This window comes from Pseudolysinimonas sp. (genome assembly GCF_039912695.1).
Classification (GTDB): Bacteria; Actinomycetota; Actinomycetes; order Actinomycetales; family Microbacteriaceae; genus Pseudolysinimonas_A.
The window spans coordinates 20,220-34,155 of the sequence record NZ_JBDSPJ010000012.1 but is presented as its reverse complement, the minus strand read 5'-3'; the positions used below and the strand labels follow the sequence as shown (position 1 = coordinate 34,155).

19 protein-coding genes are annotated in these 13,936 nt (G+C 66.7%); 16 read left to right on the top strand and 3 right to left on the bottom strand.

Features of this window, described 5'->3' with window-relative positions:
• Positions 1-64 precede the first annotated feature (64 nt).
• The 3 genes from ABIR17_RS03495 (at position 65) to ABIR17_RS03485 (ending at position 1,034) form a co-directional block, all read left to right on the top strand.
• Positions 65-535, top strand: coding sequence for a metalloregulator ArsR/SmtB family transcription factor (locus ABIR17_RS03495; protein ID WP_348002972.1), 471 nt, complete (start codon positions 65-67; stop codon positions 533-535).
• Between the two features lie 112 nt (positions 536-647).
• On the top strand, positions 648-866 hold the full coding sequence (locus tag ABIR17_RS03490) for a helix-turn-helix domain-containing protein (protein WP_348002971.1): 219 nt from the start codon (positions 648-650) through the stop codon (positions 864-866).
• Positions 867-935: 69 nt separating this feature from the next.
• Entirely contained in the window at positions 936-1,034 is a 99-nt protein-coding gene (locus ABIR17_RS03485) for an AURKAIP1/COX24 domain-containing protein (RefSeq protein ID WP_003792170.1), read from the top strand.
• 89 nt (positions 1,035-1,123) lie between these two features.
• On the opposite strand, the gene ABIR17_RS03480 is transcribed toward ABIR17_RS03485, so the two are convergent.
• The gene (locus ABIR17_RS03480; RefSeq protein WP_348002970.1) at positions 1,124-1,903 is read right to left on the bottom strand and encodes an HAD family hydrolase; all 780 of its coding nucleotides are present in this window, start codon (positions 1,901-1,903) and stop codon (positions 1,124-1,126) included.
• Between the two features lie 33 nt (positions 1,904-1,936).
• Between ABIR17_RS03480 and ABIR17_RS03475 the strand changes: the two genes are divergently transcribed.
• The 3 genes from ABIR17_RS03475 to ABIR17_RS03465 are packed head-to-tail and all read left to right on the top strand — an operon-like array spanning position 1,937 to position 2,709.
• Positions 1,937-2,179 carry a glutaredoxin family protein gene (locus ABIR17_RS03475; RefSeq protein ID WP_348002969.1) on the top strand — a complete coding sequence of 81 codons (243 nt, stop codon included), beginning with the start codon at positions 1,937-1,939 and terminating at the stop codon, positions 2,177-2,179.
• Complete coding sequence (locus tag ABIR17_RS03470) at positions 2,176-2,475, top strand: Dabb family protein (RefSeq protein WP_348002968.1); 300 nt, start codon at positions 2,176-2,178, stop codon at positions 2,473-2,475. The genes ABIR17_RS03475 and ABIR17_RS03470 overlap by 4 nt, the downstream gene beginning before the upstream one ends.
• 54 nt (positions 2,476-2,529) lie before the next feature.
• Positions 2,530-2,709, top strand: a complete 180-nt coding sequence (locus tag ABIR17_RS03465) for a YegP family protein (protein WP_348002967.1) — start codon at positions 2,530-2,532, stop codon at positions 2,707-2,709.
• A gap of 137 nt (positions 2,710-2,846) precedes the next feature.
• Here ABIR17_RS03465 and aspS read toward each other — a convergent pair whose 3' ends face one another.
• Positions 2,847-4,169 carry an aspartate--tRNA(Asn) ligase gene (aspS, locus tag ABIR17_RS03460; protein ID WP_348002966.1) on the bottom strand — a complete coding sequence of 441 codons (1,323 nt, stop codon included), beginning with the start codon at positions 4,167-4,169 and terminating at the stop codon, positions 2,847-2,849.
• A gap of 55 nt (positions 4,170-4,224) precedes the next feature.
• Between aspS and ABIR17_RS03455 the strand changes: the two genes are divergently transcribed.
• The 5 genes from ABIR17_RS03455 to ccsB are packed head-to-tail and all read left to right on the top strand — an operon-like array spanning position 4,225 to position 8,671.
• Positions 4,225-4,857 carry a histidine phosphatase family protein gene (locus ABIR17_RS03455; RefSeq protein WP_348002965.1) on the top strand — a complete coding sequence of 211 codons (633 nt, stop codon included), beginning with the start codon at positions 4,225-4,227 and terminating at the stop codon, positions 4,855-4,857.
• The gene (locus ABIR17_RS03450) at positions 4,854-5,423 is read left to right on the top strand and encodes a TlpA disulfide reductase family protein (RefSeq protein ID WP_348002964.1); all 570 of its coding nucleotides are present in this window, start codon (positions 4,854-4,856) and stop codon (positions 5,421-5,423) included. The genes ABIR17_RS03455 and ABIR17_RS03450 overlap by 4 nt, the downstream gene beginning before the upstream one ends.
• On the top strand, positions 5,420-6,148 hold the full coding sequence (locus ABIR17_RS03445; protein ID WP_348002963.1) for a cytochrome c biogenesis protein CcdA: 729 nt from the start codon (positions 5,420-5,422) through the stop codon (positions 6,146-6,148). Before ABIR17_RS03450 ends, ABIR17_RS03445 begins: the two co-directional genes overlap by 4 nt.
• Positions 6,149-6,167: 19 nt before the next feature.
• Positions 6,168-7,715, top strand: coding sequence for a cytochrome c biogenesis protein ResB (locus tag ABIR17_RS03440; RefSeq protein ID WP_348002962.1), 1,548 nt, complete (start codon positions 6,168-6,170; stop codon positions 7,713-7,715).
• A complete protein-coding gene (ccsB, locus tag ABIR17_RS03435; RefSeq protein WP_348002961.1) occupies positions 7,712-8,671 on the top strand; it encodes a c-type cytochrome biogenesis protein CcsB in 960 nt (319 codons plus the stop codon). The genes ABIR17_RS03440 and ccsB overlap by 4 nt, the downstream gene beginning before the upstream one ends.
• 398 nt (positions 8,672-9,069) lie before the next feature.
• Here ccsB and ABIR17_RS03430 read toward each other — a convergent pair whose 3' ends face one another.
• Positions 9,070-10,068: an o-succinylbenzoate synthase gene (locus tag ABIR17_RS03430; protein ID WP_348002960.1), complete on the bottom strand. Its 999-nt coding sequence runs from the start codon at positions 10,066-10,068 to the stop codon at positions 9,070-9,072.
• Positions 10,069-10,133: 65 nt separating this feature from the next.
• Here ABIR17_RS03430 and ABIR17_RS03425 point away from each other — a divergent pair, with 65 nt between their 5' ends.
• From ABIR17_RS03425 to ABIR17_RS03405, 5 genes are read left to right on the top strand one after another with little or no spacing between them, the layout of a single operon-like run.
• The gene (locus tag ABIR17_RS03425; protein ID WP_348002959.1) at positions 10,134-10,511 is read left to right on the top strand and encodes a hypothetical protein; all 378 of its coding nucleotides are present in this window, start codon (positions 10,134-10,136) and stop codon (positions 10,509-10,511) included.
• Positions 10,512-10,549: 38 nt separating this feature from the next.
• A complete protein-coding gene (locus ABIR17_RS03420) occupies positions 10,550-10,891 on the top strand; it encodes a hypothetical protein (protein WP_348002958.1) in 342 nt (113 codons plus the stop codon).
• Positions 10,888-11,775, top strand: coding sequence for a 1,4-dihydroxy-2-naphthoyl-CoA synthase (locus ABIR17_RS03415; RefSeq protein WP_348002957.1), 888 nt, complete (start codon positions 10,888-10,890; stop codon positions 11,773-11,775). The genes ABIR17_RS03420 and ABIR17_RS03415 overlap by 4 nt, the downstream gene beginning before the upstream one ends.
• Positions 11,776-11,803: 28 nt before the next feature.
• Positions 11,804-12,898, top strand: coding sequence for an AMP-binding protein (locus ABIR17_RS03410; protein ID WP_348002956.1), 1,095 nt, complete (start codon positions 11,804-11,806; stop codon positions 12,896-12,898).
• A 9-nt stretch (positions 12,899-12,907) separates the two neighbouring features.
• The gene (locus tag ABIR17_RS03405; protein WP_348002955.1) at positions 12,908-13,930 is read left to right on the top strand and encodes a 1,4-dihydroxy-2-naphthoate polyprenyltransferase; all 1,023 of its coding nucleotides are present in this window, start codon (positions 12,908-12,910) and stop codon (positions 13,928-13,930) included.
• Positions 13,931-13,936: the final 6 nt, after the last annotated feature.

Genomic DNA, 13,936 nt, shown 5'->3' with positions numbered 1-13,936 from the left:
CGGCAGAACGCCAGGGGGAAATGCTACTCGCGCGGCGCTCAGCGGCCCCGACTACCCTGAGCAGATGGCTGACATCTTCGACGTGCTCGCCGAACCGAAGAGGCGTGACATCTTGCGCCGACTGCTTGACGGCGAGGCGACGGTCAGCGATCTCGTCGAGGCCCTCGGGCTGACCCAGCCGACGATCTCCAAACACCTCGCCCAACTCCGCGACGCCCAACTCGTGACAGTGCGCGAAGACGGTCGCAACCGCATCTACGCCGTACGGGTGGGCCCGCTGGGGGCAGTGGATGCCTGGCTCGCGCCATTCCTGGGCGGGGCCCCGGTCACGATGGCCGACCTCGACGCCGACCCGGATGCAGGCCCAACGATCTTCGCCGCCTGGGCCGGTGCCGAAGCGGGCGACCGCGTCGGTCGGGTCGCGGCGGGCGCCGCCCATTCGGCACGCGTTGCCCTTGATGCTGCCCAAGAGAAGTTGCAGGGCGCGCAGAAGCGGGTCGTCGAGAAGCTTCCCCGCTGGGGCCGCGGCGACTGACGCCCTCGTTCGGGCGTCGACACCAGCCATAGACACCGGCGCGCGCGGAGCCGTAACCTGAACGGTCGAACGAACAGCTTTAACATCAGCACCATCATCCACAGGAGCCGGCATGGGTAGCGCACTGAAAGACATGCGCTTTCTGACCGTTGCAGAGGTGGCGGAGCTGATGCGCGTGTCGTCGATGACGGTCTACCGGCTGGTGCGATCCGGTGAACTACCGGCCGTGCGTTTCGGGCATTCCTACCGCATCCCGGAGACCGCAGTCGCGGCTGCGGTCGAACTGCCGACTGGGGTGCAGGCGCCGAATCGCATCAACCGAGCAGGGTAGACTCGCCACTTGTGATTTCTGCGGCTCGTTGAGGGCCCGGTATGGCCCTGACGACGAGACGAGGTGAACATGGGTTCTGTCATCAAGAAGCGCCGTAAGCGCATGGCGAAGAAGAAGCACCGCAAGCTTCTGCGCAAGACGCGTCACCAGCGTCGTAACAAGAAGTAAGTCCTGGGTCGTGGCGCGGCGCGCCTCGGAAGTCAAGAGCGGGGACCCCTACCCCGATTGACTTCCGAGGCCCACCGCGCAACTCTGCTTTAAGAAGCGGGGAGTCGGCGGGCTTTGGTCCGCACGCGCTTCGCCTCTTTTCGCACTCGACGGCGGGCATCTCGGATGCTGCCGGGGGTGAGTCTCAAAACCGGCCAGCCGTGCTCTTTCGCGTGCGCGGCGAGGGTGGCATCCGGATTCACCACGACCGGGTTGCCCACCATCTCGAGCAGCGGGATGTCGTTGCGACTGTCGCTGTAGGCCCAGCAATCGGCGAGGTCGGCTTTCGCCGCCGCTGCGAGGTCGCGGGCGGCGTCGGCCTTGCGTTCGCCGTGCAAGGTGTGGCCAGCGAGTTTGCCGGTATAGACGCCGTCGACCGCTTCCACGACGGTTCCCAGCGCCCCGGTGAGGCCGAGGTGCTTCGCCATGACGGCGCCGATCTCAACCGGGGTCGCCGAAACGAGCCACACCTCGTGGCCCTTCGCGATGTGCTCTTGCGTCAAGCCAACCGTGCGCGGGTAGAGCCGCTTCTTGATGCCGTGCTCCCAGATGTGCTCGGCGAGCTGCTGTATCTCCACGACAGTGTGTCCTGCGGCGAGACCGAGGGCACGATCACGGGCGGTGTCGAGGTGCTCCAGGTTCTCGCCGATCGAGATAAAACGGCGCTGCTGCCAGGCGAACAGGGCGATCTGCCGGAACCCGATGATCTTGCGCGCCCAAGCTTCGCGACCGAGGTGGAACAGGCTCGTTCCTCGCATCAGAGTGTTGTCGACGTCGAAGAAGGCGATGATCGGCCGGTCGCTCGGGGTGGGGGAGGTCTCCTCGGGCACTGCCCCATGGTAGCTGGCCCCTACGCTGGAACCGTGTCCGGCGCTCGACTCACCCTGGTCTCGAAGCCGGATTGCCACCTGTGCGACGACGCCCGCGCGACGATTGCTGAGGTTCTCACCGAGTTTCCCGGCGTTGTGTTTGACGAGCAGTCGATCCTCGATGACCCCGATCTTTTCGCCTCATACGTCGAGGAAATCCCGGTCGTGCTGCTGGATGATCGGGTGCACACCATCTGGCGGGTCGATCCCGCACGACTCAGAAAGGCGCTCTCGTGATTCGTCACCTCGTCATGTGGAAGCTCGCCGCTGAAGATCCCCACCAGAAGGCGATGGATGCCGCTGGCATCAGAAGTCGCCTCGAAGCGCTCGTGCCGTTGATCGACGGCCTCGAGTCGCTGACCGTCTCGGTCGACCTCGGCGACAACTCGAGCAACTGGGATGCCGTTCTCGAGTCCGACTTCGTCGACGCTGACGCTCTCGATCGGTACCTGGAGCACCCCGACCATGTCGTGGTGGCGGCGTGGATGAAGACGGTCGTCGCCTCGCGATCGTGTGTCGATTTCGAGGTCTGATTTAACCTCCGAGGCGTAGGCTCCGGTAACGCAAGGACGCCTGAGGAGGCCACCATGAAGTTCCAGATCGTCAAGGGCAAGAGCACGACTCAGCCCTTCTTCTGGCGGATCGTCGCCGCCAACGGACAAACGCTCGCCGTGAGTGAGAACTACGCGGCGAAGGCGTCGGCGAAGAACGCCATCGAGTCGGTCATGAAGAACGCCGGCGCCGCAAAGGTCGAAGACCTCACCTAAACCACGCCTCGACGTCCGCAGGGTCGTGAACGCGAAACTTTGGGCTTCGCGTTCACCAATCGGCCCGGATGAAGGCTTCGGGTGGACCGTTTGGCGCGCGCGAAGCCGCGTACGCGCCGCATCGGGTGCGTGGAGCCCTAGGGCAGCAGACGGTTGGGGCCGCGGAAGAGGTAGGTCACCTCGCGGATCGAGGGCTGGTGCAGCAGCAGCATGATCACGCGCGAGAGCCCCATCCCGAATCCGCCGTGCGGCGGCACGCCGTAGCGGAAGAAGTCGAAGTAGAACCCGAGCTCTTCGGGATCGACACCCTTCTCGCGCGCCTGTACTTCGAGGACATCCACGCGGTGCTCGCGCTGCGCTCCGGTCGAGATCTCGGTGCCGTTGAACAGCAGGTCGTAGCTGTTGGTGAGCGTTGGGTCGTCGGCGTGACGCATGTGATAAAACGGCCGGATGCCGACGGCGTAGTCGGTGACGAACACGAATTCGTGGCCGTACTCCTCTTTCACGTACTCGGCCAGTCGGCGTTCGCCTTCGGGGTCGAGGTCGCCGTCAGCACGCGGAACCGTGTAGCCGCGAGAGTTCAGGATGCTGTGTGCCTCAGCGAGCGGGATGCGGGGAAACGGCAGCGTCGGAACAGTCACCGGCACCCCGAATGCTGCTTCGATCTCGGCGCCGTGCTTCTCTTTGACGGCCGTCAGCGCGGCGACCAGCAGCTGCTCGTGCATCGCCATCACGTCGTCGTGAGATTCCACCCACGAGATCTCGGCATCGACCGAGATGAACTCGGTCGCGTGCCGGGAGGTGAACGAGGGGTCGGCGCGGAAAGCGGGAGCGACCTCGAACACCTTGCCGAACCCGGCGGGCTGCGCCATCTGCTTGAAGAACTGCGGGCTCTGCGCCAGATACGCCTTGGTCTCGAAGTACTCGACCTCGAACAGCTCGGCTCGGCTCTCGGAAGCCGACGCCATTAGCTTCGGGGTGTGGATTTCGATGAAGTCGTGCTCGACCCACCAGGTGCGCATCGCGTGCAGCAGGGTGGTCTGCACTCGGAAGGTCAGGTTTTGCTCCGGACGACGCAGGTCGAGAAAACGCCAGTCGAGACGCTTGTCGATTGATGAGTCGTCGGCGATCGGGGAGTCGAGCGCGGCCGCGGCGACGTCGATCGCGCCGATGACAACCTCAAGGCCGCCGAGTTTCACGCGTTCGTCGTGCTTGAGTTCGCCTTCGACCGACACGAAGGTGCCGGCAGTCAGACCCGAGATGATCGCGGCGACGGCGTCAGGTTCCGACCCCTCTTCGACGTCGGTGCGCAGGTGCAGCATCTGGGCCGCACCGGACTCGTCGCGCAACACGACGAACTGGATTTTCTTCTGATCGCGCACGGTGTCGACCCAGCCGGCGACCCGAACGGGTCCATCGATCGCGGCGGGAAGGTCTTTGATGAGAGTGCGGTGAGTCACGGTCCCCGAGTTTACGGGGCGTTCCCACAGCCGCTGGGCTCGTAAGCTCGACATCGTGCCTGCCGACCTCATCCATCTGGTGCGGCATGGCGAGGTTGAGAACCCGCACGGAGTGCTCTACGGACGCCTCGACGGCTTCGGCCTCAGCGATCGTGGCGCACTGATGGCGAAGGCTGCGGCCGATTCGCTGGCCGGTCGAGACATCCGCAGCGTGGTCTCGAGTCCGTTGCAGCGCGCTCAGGAGAGTGCCGCACCGTGGATCGAGCGCTTCCAGCTCGAGCTTGAGCTCGAGCCCCGGTTGATCGAGCCGACCAACCGCTTCGAGGGTCTCAACCTGCGGCGCGACATCCCGCGCGACCCGCGAATCTGGCCGTACTTCCTCAACCCGCTTCGACCGTCGTGGGGCGAGCCGTTCACGAGTATTCGCCGCCGGATGATGGCGGCTATCAGCGATCACTGGGCGGCCGTCGACGGCGGCGAGGTCGTGCTGGTCAGTCATCAGGCACCGATTTGGATGGTGGCGCTCAGCGTCGCCCGCAAGCCGTTGCCGCACAACCCGAGTCGGCGTCGCTGCGCCCTGTCGAGCATCACGACTCTCGCCCGCCGGGGCGACACCTTCGTTGAGGTCTCCTACGCGGAGCCCGCCGCTGAACTACTGACCGGCGCAATCGACACGGGTGCGGTGTGAACCGCCGCATCGCGGTTGTCGTGGCCGCCGCGACCCTCCTGCTCGCCGGCTGCACGTCGGCCGACGGCTTGGCCGGTCAGCCCGGCAACGGAGGCTACATCTCGGGCGACGGCAGTGTGCTGATCATCCCGGCGGCAGACCGCGCCGGCTCGATCGCGTACGCGGGCGACACCGTCGAGGGCGACCGCGTCGACAGCGCCACCCTTTCCGGAGTTGTGGTGCTCAACTTCTGGTACGCCGGATGTCCGCCCTGCCGGGTCGAATCCCCCGACCTCGAGGCTGTGCACCAGGAGTACCTCGACACCGTCACCTTCATCGGAGTCAACACGCGCGACTCGGCCCCGACGGCGAAGTCTTTCGAGACGACGTACGGCGTCAGCTATGACTCGATCCTCGATGCGACCACTCGGGATGTGCTGAGCGCGTTCGCGGAAAACGTTCCGCCTGCCGCGGTACCGACCACGCTCGTACTCGACGCGAAGGGTCGCGTGGCCGCCCGCATCTCGGGACAGTTGCCCAGCCAGACGACGCTCGCCGACATCCTCGACGCCGTGCTCGCGGAATGAACATCGGAAGCATCATCGCCGACGGCGGACTCTGGTTCGCCCTCCCGATTGCGATCGCGGCCGGGCTGCTGTCGTTCCTGTCGCCGTGCGTGCTGCCGCTGGTTCCGGGCTACCTCGGCTACGTCAGCGGCATTGCGAGCGGCGCCGAACGAACTCGCGGCCGCATGGTCGCTGGCGCGCTGCTGTTCATCCTCGGTTTCAGCGTCATCTTCATCGCGGTCAACTTTCTGGGCGCGACAGCCGGTCGGTTCTTCCTCGACTACGCCGACCTGTTGCAGCGCATCGGCGGGGCGGTGATCATCCTGCTCGGGTTCGTTTTCATCGGGCAGGTGACGTTCCTGCAGCGCACGATCAAACCGACGTGGCAGCCGCGGATGGGCCTGATCGGCGCTCCGCTCCTGGGCGTCGTGTTCGCCCTGGGCTGGACGCCGTGCATCGGCCCGACGATGTCGACGGTCTTTCTGCTCTCGGGGTTCGACCCGGTGCGCGCCGTGCTGCTGGCGGCGGCGTTCTGTATCGGCCTGGGCATCCCGTTCGTGCTGGTTGCGCTCGGGTTTGGCTGGGTCGGCTCATCGATTGCGTGGGTAAAGCGCCACATCCGGCTCATCAACATCATCGGCGGCGTGCTGCTGATCGTCATCGGTGTTCTGCTCGTCACCGGGATCTGGAATCTGCTGATCTCCGAGTTCCAGGCGGTGATCGGTGGCTTCATCACGCCCCTCTGATGCCATAGACGTCGACCCGATGGAGTCTCGCCCCGCGGAAAACCCCCGTCTCGGGCCGATCGGGTTCGCCCGCTTCCTCTGGCGGCAACTGACGAGTATGCGCACGGCGCTCGTGCTGCTGCTCATGCTGGCGCTCGCCGCCGTGCCGGGATCGCTCGTGCCGCAACGCAGTTCCGACCCGAACGGCGTTCTGCAGTATCAGGCGAAGAATCCCGACCTGTTCAAGGTGCTCGACTCGTTCGGACTGTTCAGCACCTTTTCGTCGCCGTGGTTCGCGGCCATCTATCTGCTGCTGTTTGTCTCGCTGATCGGCTGCATCATCCCGCGCGCTCGGCATCACTTCGAGGCGCTGATCGCGAAGCCGCCGAAGACTCCCGCGCGTCTAGCGCGTCTGGTGGGCTTCACGGAACTGACCACGACCCTGGATGCCGAGACCGCCGTTCTCGAGGCACGGCGGGTTCTGAAAGCACAGGGCTACCGGGTCGAGCGATACGGCGACTCCATCTCGGGCGAACGCGGCTACCTGCGTGAGACGGGCAACCTGGTGTTCCACACGGCGCTGGTCGGGGTGCTCGCGTCGGTTGCGATCGGCGGCGGACTTGGCTACACCGGGCAGCGCGTGCTTCTGCAGGATGAACCGTTCACTAACGTGCTGGCCGACTACGACTCGTTCCACCCGGGCACCTGGTTCGACCAGGACACCTCGCTCGCCCCGTTCTCGCTGCGGCTCGACCATTTTGATTCCGTGTACTCGTTCGAGAGTGACGGGGTGTGGCATCCGCGCGACTTCACGGCGAGCCTGAGCACCCGAACGCCCGGCGGCGACTGGGCGCCGGCGACTCTGAAGGTGAACTCACCGCTCGAGATCGGCGGCGCGCAGGTCTATCTCCAAGGCAACGGTTATGCGCCGGTCGTCTCGATCCGCAATCCCGCCGGCGTCGAGGTGTACCGCCAGGCGGTGCCGTTCCTCGCGCTCGACGGCAACCTCCGCAGCGGCGGCGTCGTCAAGGTCACCGACGGTCTGTCGGCGCAGCTCGGGATGCAGGGCTTCTTCTACCCGGATCCGTACACGTCGAGAGACGGGTCGCTTCAGTCGTTCTCCCCGAATCTCGGCGACAACGCGCTGCTCACCCTGCTGGTTTACCGCGGCGATCTCGGGGTCGACGAGGGTCGCAATGGCAACGTCTACAACCTCGACACGACCAACCTCCAGCAGATCGCAGGGGCCACCGACGCTCTCACGCTGACGCCCGGCCAAATCGTGGACCTGCCCGACGGGATGGGCAGCATCGAGTTGGTCGGCGTCGCGCGCTACATCGGCATCGACATCCACCACGATCCGACGCAACTGTTCGTGCTCGGCTTCGTCATCGCGGCGGTGCTCGGGCTGCTGACCAGCCTCTTCATCTCGCGACGTCGGATGTGGATCAAGGTCACACCGGGGTCCGACGGATCACGCCTCGAGTACGCGGGACTTGCCCGCGGTGAGGATGCCGGCCTCGCGAGCGCCGTCACCGAAATGGCACAGGCACACGCCGACGCCCTCGAACGTAGGATGAGCTCATGACCGAGACCCTCGCCGCCTGGTCCCTCGTGGGCGTCTATTCGGCGGCCGTGGTTTACGCGATCGCGTTCGTGGTGTTCGTGCTCGACCTGGGTAAGCGGTCCGCGGCGCCGGTGGCGGCATCCCGTGTTCATTCCGAGGTCGCCGCCTCGGCGGGTTCGACCGCGGTGCTGGAAAAGGTCGACGCGCCGCCCGCCGTTCCCACCGCCAGCGCCAGCCGCTATGCCCGCACAGCCCTTGCCCTGACTGCTGTCGGTTGGGTGGTGCATGTGGCCGCGATCGTCATGCGCGGAGTTGCGGCAGAACGCGTGCCGTGGGCGAACATGTTCGAGTTCGCGATGACCGGCACCGGCATCATCGTCGGGGTCTTCCTGTTCGCGAACCTCTGGAAAGACCTGCGCTTCCTCGGCGTCTACGTGCTCGGGCTCGCGCTGATCCTGATGACGCTCGCGACCGCCAACTTCTACGTGGATGTCGTCCCCCTCCCGCCGGCACTTCAGTCGGCGTGGCTCGTCATCCACGTGCTGATGGCCATCATGGGCACCGGCTTCTTCTCGCTCGGCGCCGGTATCTCGGTCGCGCAACTCGTGCAGAGCCGGCGGGAAGCCGGTCACTTCAAGCGGCTCACCCTGTTTCGCACCATCCCGTCGTCAGAGAACCTGGAACGTCTCGCCTATCGGGTCATCGTGATCGGCTTCGTGCTGTGGACCTTCACCCTCATCTGCGGCGCGATCTGGGCCGAACACGCCTGGGGTCGCTACTGGGGCTGGGACACCAAAGAGGTCTGGACCTTCGTGATCTGGGTCGTCTTCGCCGGCTACATCCACGCCCGCGCAACGCGCGGCTGGCGCGGGAGCCGTTCGGCGGTGCTCGCGATCATCGGATTCGCGGCCGTGATGTTCAACTTCACCGTCGTCAACCTGTTCTTCGCCGGTCTGCACGCCTACTCCGGTCTGTAGATCGGCCTTTGCTGGTCCGGCCCGGCTCCCTAACTCTCACTGTGGGGGCACGGCAGGTGCCGTAGGTCCATGTGGACTCTCCTGAGTGAGAGTTAGGCGGGCGCTACTAGTGCTCAAGACGGTTCGACTGCTACGCGAGTCGGACCGAGGCATCCGGGGCTTAACGCGCACAAGTATCGATCCCTCGCGCCGCCGAATGGCGAGGAGTTTTGAGGTTTACGTCGAAAACCGGACCCCTGGCGCGTGGCGGCTGTGGTGGTGCTCCGGACCGGATGCCGCACGATCACCCTGGTCACCGTCGGCCCGCATCCCTGAGCCGACCGTGCCGCGCGGCCCTAACTCTCGGTGTGGAGGCTGTTCGAGCGCGCTGCGTGGATGAGGTGGTCTGGGGCCGAGAGTTAGGACGCGACCCGCGCCGCAAGCAACTCCACACACCGGTCGAGCCGTGCGAGCCACCACTCCCGCCGTTCTGCCGCCGCTTCCCACCGATCGAGCAGGTCCGCATCCACCGAGACCCGACCCACCGGCACCCGGCCTTGCACCGGCAGCAGCGGTTTCCCCACGACGTCGGCGGCAAGTAGAGCCGCCGTGCCAAGGCCACAGTCGTACTCGAGCACAGGGAGGGCCGCCGCCAGCATCACGCCCATCGACAGTCCGATGGAGGTGTCGAGGGCGCTTGAGACGACCGCTGGCAGCCCGGCTGCGGCGACGATTTGAAGTGCAGCGGTCACTCCGCCCAGTGGTGCGGCTTTCACGACGAGCAGGTCGGCTCCGCCCGCGGCCACGACGGCGAGTGGATCGGCGGCTTTGCGCACACTCTCATCCGCGGCGACCGGCAGTTGCCAGTCGTGCAGTCGACCCCTGAGTTCAGCCAGCTCAGCTACCGAAGCACAGGGTTGCTCGAAGTACTCCAGGTCGAATCCGGAGAGGGCGTGCGCCGCGTGCTCGGCTTCATCCACGTTCCAGCCGCCGTTGGCATCCAGCCGGATGCGGCCTTCCGGCCCGATCAACTCGCGTACCGCGCGAACTCGGGCGACGTCCTCGGCGAGGGTCTGCCCGCGCTCGGCGACCTTCACTTTCACGGTGCGGCAGCCGGGGAACCGGGCGAGCACCCCCGCCACCTCGGAGGGCGCGACCGCGGGCAGCGTCGCATTGACCAGAATCTCGTCGCGCAGCTGGGAAGGCTGTGGCCCCCACCCGAAATCCACGGCGGCCGCGAGCCAGGTCGCCGCTTCGGCGTCGTCGTACTCGACGAAGGGGGCGAACTCCGCCCACCCGTTCGGACCGCGCACCAGGAGGGCCTCGCGCACGTCGATCCCGCGAAAGCGCGTCACGAGGGGCAGAGCGACCACTCGCGCCGTGGCTCGGAGTTCGGCGGAGGACGGCGTCGGGTGCACGATCCCAGTCTGTCGATAGAGGCTGCGTCCCGTAAGGTGGCGACACGGGCCGAAGGGAATCCGACATGGCTGCGCAACAGCGTCTTGGTCAAGGTTTCGTTCCGCGCGCGTTCGTGGCGCAGCAGCAGGCGCAGGCCCCGACGCTGGGGCAATTCTGGCGAAGCGACATCCGCGTCACACCGGGCCGCAAGCCAGCTAAATGGGCGGGCGTCACCGCGCTGTGGCTTGGCCTGATCGCTCTCACGATTTTTCTCGCCGGACTGTTCGTCGATACCTCCGGCTTTCTGGTCGCCGTCGCCACGCCGATCGGGTTTGTCGCCGTGCTGTTCGGGTTGCTCGCCGTGATCGCCGGCATCGGACGTGGCGCCGGCATCTTCGGGTTGATCTTCGCGATTCTCGGCAGCCCGATCTTCTGGGCTTGGCTCGCCCGCTCATTCGCCTGAACCGTTTGTTCGCACAGGCCGTCGCCTAGGCTTCGAGCGTGACCTTCGAGGCGGCGACGATCCCCGAGACAGGTGTCTCGATCGGACTCGACGCGCCTCATGCGCTGAGGTGGCCGAGTCGTCTCGCGCTGGCATTCGGCATCCTGACCCCGATCGTTGTTGCGGTCGGGATGGCGGCGGTCACCTTTGACGTGTACCTGGTCGCCACAGTCGCGGCGTGGGTGGCGATCGCGACGAGCGTGCTCGCCGTCGCGGCGGGCGTGTTCGGACTCATTCGCGGGGTCGATCGGGTGCCCGCCATCGCGGGGATCGTGTTCGGCGTGCTCGGCAACCCGCTCGTGCTTCTCTACGGCGTCGATGCGATTCAGGGGATCGGATGACCGGCGCAACGGTCTCGGAGTTGTTCGACCCGACCCGCTGGGTCGAGGTGCCCGGCTTCGACGGACTGACAGACCTGACTTATCACCACGACACGACCGGCCGCATCGCGCGCGTCGCATTCAACCGACCCGAGGTGCGCAACGCGTTTCGCCCGCACACCGTCGACGAACTGGCCCGCGCCCTCGACGACGCCCGGATGAATCCGAAAATCGGTGTCGTTCTGCTGACCGGCAACGGCCCGAGCCCGAAGGATGGCGGCTGGGCGTTCTGTTCCGGCGGCGACCAGCGCATCCGCGGGCGTGACGGGTATGAATACCAGGGTGGTGGCAGCGGCAGGTTGCACATCCTCGAGGTGCAACGGCTGATCCGCTTCATGCCCAAGGTCGTCATCGCGGTCGTGCCCGGGTGGGCAGCCGGCGGCGGGCACTCGCTACACGTTGTTTGCGACCTCACGATCGCGAGCGCCGAGCACGGCCGGTTCAAGCAGACGGATGCCGATGTCGGCTCGTTCGACGGCGGCTACGGCAGCGCGTACTTCGCGAAGCAGGTCGGTCAGAAGTTCGCCCGCGAAGTGTTCTTTCTCGCGCAGGAGTATGACGCGCAGCGCGCCCATGAGATGGGTGCCGTGAACGCCGTGGTTCCGCACGCCGAACTCGAGTCGACAGCGCTGGCGTGGGCGGAAATCATCCTCGGCAAGAGTCCGACCGCGATTCGCATGCTGAAGTTTGCGCTGAACGCCGTCGATGACGGGATGGTCGGCCAGCAGGTCTTCGCCGGTGAAGCCACCCGGCTCGCCTACGGCACCGACGAAGCCGTCGAGGGTCGCGACGCGTTCCTCGAAAAGCGCGCACCCGACTGGGGCCCGTACCCCTGGCACTTCTAGAGGCCTGACATGCTTCTCAAGGACTGACGTGCGTCCGCTCCGGGTTGTGCCGCCGGGACCAACGGTGCTCGCCGAACTCCGCTCCGCCCTGGCCGCGGGTGACGCAATCCTCGTGGGGGAGCCGTCCCCCGACCTGCCTGCGCAGGTCGAGCAGCGCATTGCCCTGGTCGTCGAAACCAGCGGCTCCACCGGCCGCCCCAAACGCGTCGCCCTCTCGGCGGATGCCGTGCTGGCGAACGCCGCCGCGAGCGAGTCGGCACTCGGCGGCCCGGGACAGTGGGTGCTCGCGCTCCCCACCCACTACATCGCTGGACTCAACGTGCTCGCCCGCTCCCTCGCCGCCGGGACCGAACCTGTCGTCGTCGAGGGCGACCACTTCAGCGCCGCCGGGTTCATCGCGGCCGCTCAGCGACTGACCTCCCCCGACCGCTTCACTTCCCTCGTTCCGGCCCAGCTCGCGACCGTGCTCGACGACCCCTCGGCGGTAACCGCCTTGCAGGGTTTCCGCGCCGTACTGGTCGGCGGTCAGGCCGCGCCCGCAACGCTGCTCACTCGCGCCGCCGCGCACGGCGTCAGGGTCGTCCGCAGCTACGGCTCGAGCGAGACGAGCGGCGGATGCGTCTACGACGGTGTTCCCCTGGCGTCCACGACCGTTCGGGTGGTCGACGGCGAGGTGCAGCTGGCCGGGCCGTCTCTGGCCGAGGGGTACCTCGGTGATGAGCAGCTCACGACCGAGCGGTTCATTCAGGACGACGGGATGCGGTGGTTCCGCACCGCCGACGCGGGCACCTGGGAGGCCGGTCGCCTTTCGATCGCGGGACGCCGGGATGACGTCATCATCTCCGGCGGCCTCAAGGTCTCGCTCGGCGCCATCGAGACGGCGCTGCACGAGCTCCCCGGGTTCGACGATGCCGTCGTCGTCGCGGGCCAGGACGAGAAGTGGGGGCAGGTGCCCGTCGCGTTCACCTCCAACGGAGGCGTCGGTACTGCACCCGCCATCGTCGCGATCGAAACCCTTTTCGGACCTGCTGCGCGTCCCCGCTTCGTGGTGGTGGCATCCATTCCCCTGCTTCCGAGCGGCAAACCCGACCGCGCGAGTTTGAGCAGTAGAAGCCGACAGTAGAGTTTCCCCGTGGCTCAGCAGCAGCGTCCGATTCCCCGCGTGAAGACCCCGCCGACCTCTCGGCCGATCCCGCCGAAGGCCAAGGGCCGCACGGCGGGGAAGATCAAGCCGGTCAAGCCCGCGACCCTCGGCACCTGGATCGCGGGCGCGCGTCCGATCACTCTCGTGCTCGGCATCGTGCCCGTCGCACTCGGCACCGCCGCCGCGGCTCAAGTGATGACCCACTGGTACGACCACTGGGTGCGCGCGCTGCTCGCCCTCGGGGTTGCGGTCTTCTTGCAGATCGGTGTCAACTACGCCAACGACTACTCCGACGGCCGCCGCGGGGTCGACCAGGATCGCGTCGGTCCGGCTCGGCTCGTGGGGTCAGGTCGTGCCAAGCCGCGCACCGTGCTCATCGTCGCGCTGGTGTTCTTCGCCCTCGCTGCTGCCGCGGGCATCGTGCTCGTGTGGCGCACCGAACAGTGGTGGTTGCTGGCCGGTGGCGCGCTCTGCCTGATCGCCGCCTGGTTCTACACCGGCGGTCGTCGCCCCTACGGCTACCTCGGCCTCGGCGAACTTGCCGTCTTCATCTTCTTCGGCGTCGTGCCGGTCGCCGGCACCATGTTCGTGCAGGTCGGCACGGTCAACATCGAGGCCTGGCTTGCCGGAGCCGCTGCGGGCGCCCTCGCCTGCGCTGTGCTGGTCGCCAACAATGCCCGCGACCGCGTGCGTGACCAACAGCACGGCAAGCGCACCCTCGCGGTGCTGCTCGGCAACGTCGGCACCCGCATCTTCTACGCCATCCTGATGGTCGTGCCGTTCCTCATCTTGGGCTTCTTCGCGCTGTTCTATGAGCCGAGCACCGGCAGTGGATTCGCGCCCTACGTCTACTTCGCCGCGGCCGCCGCGCTGCCCGCGATCCTGATCGCGAGCACGGCGAAGACCCCGCGGGAATGGCTGCTCGTGCTGCGGCTCACCCTGCTCACGGCACTGCTGTTCGGCCTCGGCCTGAGTGCGGCGATCATCTTCCCAGCGGCCGCGAACTTCTAGTCGGCG